Annotated in this window: 3 protein-coding genes; all 3 read right to left on the reverse strand. The window is 60.8% G+C overall.

The annotated features are described in order from the left end of the window. Window positions 1-413: 413 nt before the first annotated feature. On the reverse strand, window positions 414-3,281 hold the full coding sequence (locus ACXJ7R_RS25390) for an ATP-binding protein (protein WP_457154226.1): 2,868 nt from the start codon (window positions 3,279-3,281) through the stop codon (window positions 414-416). Between the two features lie 225 nt (window positions 3,282-3,506). Next, a complete protein-coding gene (locus ACXJ7R_RS25395) occupies window positions 3,507-3,872 on the reverse strand; it encodes a hypothetical protein (RefSeq protein ID WP_457154227.1) in 366 nt (121 codons plus the stop codon). A 151-nt stretch (window positions 3,873-4,023) separates the two neighbouring features. After that, window positions 4,024-4,557: response regulator transcription factor (locus tag ACXJ7R_RS25400; RefSeq protein WP_457154228.1), on the reverse strand; the 534-nt coding region annotated here is incomplete at its 5' end.

Genomic DNA, 4,557 nt, shown 5'->3' on the forward strand with positions numbered 1-4,557 from the left:
TCGTTGTCGATTGGGTGCTAAACATAAGCTGCGGACTCCTGCGCCAAGAGGGTTCGATTTGGTCGTGGGCGGTACCTAGGGCTGCGGGCGATCGATCCGCCTGACCTTGCAAACGCGCGCGCCAAGACTATTCCGCTGCCGGGGAGGAAATGTTCCGGAGCGTTCGGTGTGAGGAAGCCACGCGAATGTCCCAATTCTGACTCCCTCCAGCGTGCCGATTGCCTGGTACTCCATGCCATGGAACTATCCGCTCTATGAGCTGTGAGGCGAGTTCAGCGTTGCAAATAGCTGTAAATATTCGCGCCCAAGACAGGCTGTGAATAGGTACATGCGTGGGGCATCGCTCCAGGCGCCTGGCGCGAGCACGAAAGAGCCACGGGGGTTGAAGGCGGACCGCGACTGGTTTGCAGAACTCAGTTGGTCGAGCTCAGTTCGTCGAGAAGTCGGCGCGCGGCAACCAGATCTTGGGTTCCAAATCCCTCTTTGAACCGTTGGTAGATGTGGTCGAGCATGGAGCGGGCGTCCCCGCTCCGGCCGTGTTCCCGCCACACGCGTGCCAGAGGAATTGCAGCTCTCAACTCCCAGCCCAGGGCGGATTGCTTGCGGGCACGATCGATCGAGCGGAGCAGCGAACCCTCTGCTGCAGGAAGGTCCGGTCTCGGCCGCGCCAGCAGGATTTCGCCTCGGGCTCGCAGCAGGTCGGGCAACCAGAGTATCTCTCCGACTTGCTCCGCATGCGCCACAGCCTCGTCTATGGTGGCCAGCGCTTCCTCCGGCCGACCGGAAAGGGCCAGGCCCTCGGCCAAGGCACGCGATGCCGGCAACGTCACGATGCGGTACCGATTGGCATCCATCGCTTTCAGTCCTGCCCGCAGGATTTCGACGCCCGATGCCGCATCGCCGCGCGCGACCATGAATTCACCTTTCAGCGCGAGGCCAACGGCGTGATAGGGGGCAAGGGAGTATTTGATAGCCTGCTCGATTACGATTTCGGTATGCTCTTCCGCTGCTTTAAGATCGCCACTCCAGTGGAGAACAGGGATGAGATAGATGAGAGCAATGCAAGATGAGACCGGGTGATCGTAGCCTTGCGCAGTCTTGATCCCCTGACGTGCAATTTTGCAACCCTGATCCGCGAAGCCGCACAGCCACAAAGACCTGGCGAGCGTTGCGAGCCCTGATGCACGGTGGTCGTGGCCAAAGAAGCTCACCCTCCCCAGCTTGAAATCTGACGCAAGCCTCATGCCTTGTTTGCAGTGACGCAGCGCAGCCGCCTGATTGCCGGTTAGATGATACGATCCACCCAAGATCCATTCGGTCATTGCGTTTTCGGTCGGGCCGCCGCTCGCCTTGGCAACGGTGTCGCTTCGTTTGGCCGCCGCCAAGGCGCCGCTGAAGTCGCCCTGGCGCGTGAGAAAAATGTAGAGTCCAGAAAGCAACTGGAGTTGACGTCCTCCATCCCGCAAAGTCTCGGAGAGGTCCAGGCCGCGCTCGATGCCGGCCCTGACTTCCAAGCTGTTGCCGCGGGCGTACATGGCTGACATCGCCAGAGCTCCCTGGAGCTCCAGTTCCAGTTGCATCCCGTGATCCGTCTCGTGCAGCGAGCCCAGTGCTCGCCGGCACCATTGTTGACACTCATCCAGCAGTGAAAGCCCCAGGAATAACGCAGCCCCATGCGCAGCCAGCTTAATGGCGATGGAACGGTCGCCCGAGCTTGAAAAACTCCACGCGAGCGCTTTGCGGACGTTGCCAATGTGCGGAGCGTAGGCGGCTACGTTGTGGGCATCAAAAGCCGACCCTTTGGCCAAGCCATGCTCCAGCAAGTCGACGAAGTGGCAAGCGTGACGTCTTTCGGCCGCATCCGCCTCCCCGCCTTCCGCGAGCTTGGCCGCGGCATAGGCGCGTGTTGTGTCCAGGAGCCTGTAGTAAGCAGGCCCGCTTGTCGACAATACCCCCATGAGAGACTTGTCGATCAGGCTGGCGATCGTGTTGGTGACCATTTGCGTCTCGCCATCGCCCCCGGCGACTGCATGCGCCGCCGCCAGCGTGAATTGGCCAACGAATACGGACAGCCTGCAGAGGGTTCTCTGCTCATCCGCTGACAGGAGCCTGAAGCTCCAGTCGAGCATGGCCTGCAGCGTCTGATGCCGGGGCGACGCGCATCGCCGGCCCTGCAGGAACAGCCCGGCGCCGCTGTCCAGGAGATCGGCGGTTCCTTGAATACCGTTGGTGCCCACACGACTGGCAACCAGCTCGATCGCCAGAGCAATTCCATCAAGCCGGCGGCAGATATTCGCAACGATTGGAGCTTCGGTGTCGCTGAGCTCGGCACGGTGCCCGCTCGATCCCGCCCGCTCCATGAAAAGCTGGACGGCGGGCGAAGCCAGCGCCTGAACGGCAGATGGCGTGTCGTTAGGCGGACTGTCGAGATGCATCAGCAAATGCACATACTCGCCCTCAACGCGCAACGACTCGCGACTGGTCGTCAACAAGTGCAGCGACGGCACTGCGCGAAAGAGCCGTTCGCACAGCGGCGCAGCCGTCTCGATCACATGTTCGCAATTGTCAAGAACGACAAGGGTCCGCTTATCGGCCAGGAAGGCGCTTATGTACAGCTCGGGGTCGGGCCCCTGGACAAAGCAGCCGAGTGCCGACGCGACGGCAGCGGGAACGTCTGCTGGAGCGGTGAGCGAACCGAGATCAACGAAGCAAACCGCATCGTCGCCTAATTCCCGACGCAGCGCGTGGCCGACCGCGACGGCGACGGTCGTCTTTCCTATTCCGCCTGGCCCGACCACACTGACGAAGCGTCGCGACAACAGCAGCGAGGAAAGGGTGGCGACGGTCTCGTCCCGTCCGACCAGCAGTTGCAAGGGCGCCGGGAGACTCGGAGGCAGCACGGGACCGGCAGGAGCGACAATCAGGTCGGTGCCGTCCGCGTTTGAGCGCCGAACCGGTGCAACGAAAGTGTAGCCCCGGCCGGGAACATTGACGATGTATCGAGACCCGTCTTTGCCGTCTGCCAGCACTCTGCGAATGGCGGCGATGTGCACACGAAGATTGGCTTCCTCGACGAAGACGCCCGGCCAAACGAGATCGATCAGTTCTCGCCCGCTCACGATCTCCCCCGCTCGGTCGGTCAACGCAATCAGAACGTCAAGCGCGCGGCCGCCAATAGCGACCGGTGTGCCATCCTTGACCAGCAATCGCTCAGCCCCGATCAAGCGGTACGAGCCGAAAGACAGGATTTCGCCGATCCCTAATTCACCGCCACTTGCCATGACAGTCGTCCTGGGCGCTGCCAGCCTCATGCTCGAAGATCCGGGCGATCTTCTTTGCATCTTTTTGCGACCTTTAACTCGCCGGGACCGGCGCTCCGGGATCATATTGGGCCGTGTCCGAAAGACGTGGCGAAACGGAGGCGCCAGCGCATCTTGGTGCCGTGCTCTGCGCGAAGCGAAGAAACCGCAATTCTCTCGGCGGCAGCATGTGCAATGTCATTGTGCCTAGTTCCTTGTTGATGGACTCCATTCGAGGCTGAAAGGCGCGACCGGCGGCAAGGGATCTTGCTCCGGCACGTCTGCATTGGACCGATCCTGTCGCTGGCAGGTCCACTTTCTGACGATGTCTTCGGCGGAAGTATAGGCATTGAGCTTGCCGCGATCGACAAGGATCATGGCAGCGGTCGCGAAAATCGATGTCGATATCGAGAAAATACGGAAAAGCGCGTCCTCCGTGGCCCTGCCCAGCGGAGACGCTTCACTGGCTGAGCCGGAGCAGCGAACGCCGTTTCGGTCGCCCACCAAGCCGAAAACGAAGGGCAAATCTCCTTCGGCCACGCTCCAGTCGAGAATGTCCTGCAACATCGACACCGATGATACCGCTCCCAGCCCCCCTCTATTGCGATCGGGCAGAATGTCTTTCTGCGCGCTGCCGCGGAGAGAAGCGCAAGGATAAAGGAAGCGTGTCCGAGCCTCCATTCTGGCTTGGTACAGTTTCGTATTCGTTCGGCGGGTTGGACCACTACTTAGGTCTATCCAAAATAGCCCTGAGGCTAGTTGTGCGAGCAGGTGCCGAGCGCAGCAACTCGGCCATTCTGACCAAATCGGCCAGGGATTGCGCGCCCATCCTTCTCATGACTTGAGCACGATAAATCTTAACCGTGGATTCTACCACGCCAATCCTTCCAGCAACCTGCTTGTTCATCAATCCTGCTGTCACCAGATCCATCACCTCGCGTTCGCGCTCGCTCAGCGTCTGAAATCGGGTGAACGTCTCGATCGCCCGCCGATTGCTATCGAGGCGCATGCCGTCCAGCTCGATGGCCCTTGTGACGGCATCCAGCATTTCCTGTTCGCGAAACGGCTTCGTCAGAAAGTCGACTGCACCAGCCTTCATGGCTCTCACCGCCATCGGCACGTCGGCGTGGCCGGTCATGAATATGATTGGTATACGGACGCCGGCTGCGACAAGGCGAGCCTGAAAGTCGAGACCGCTGATGCCGGGCATACGAATGTCCAGCACGAAGCAGCTCGCAAGGTCGGGCAGTTCCATGTT

This window comes from Mesorhizobium sp. P5_C1 (assembly GCF_054049815.1).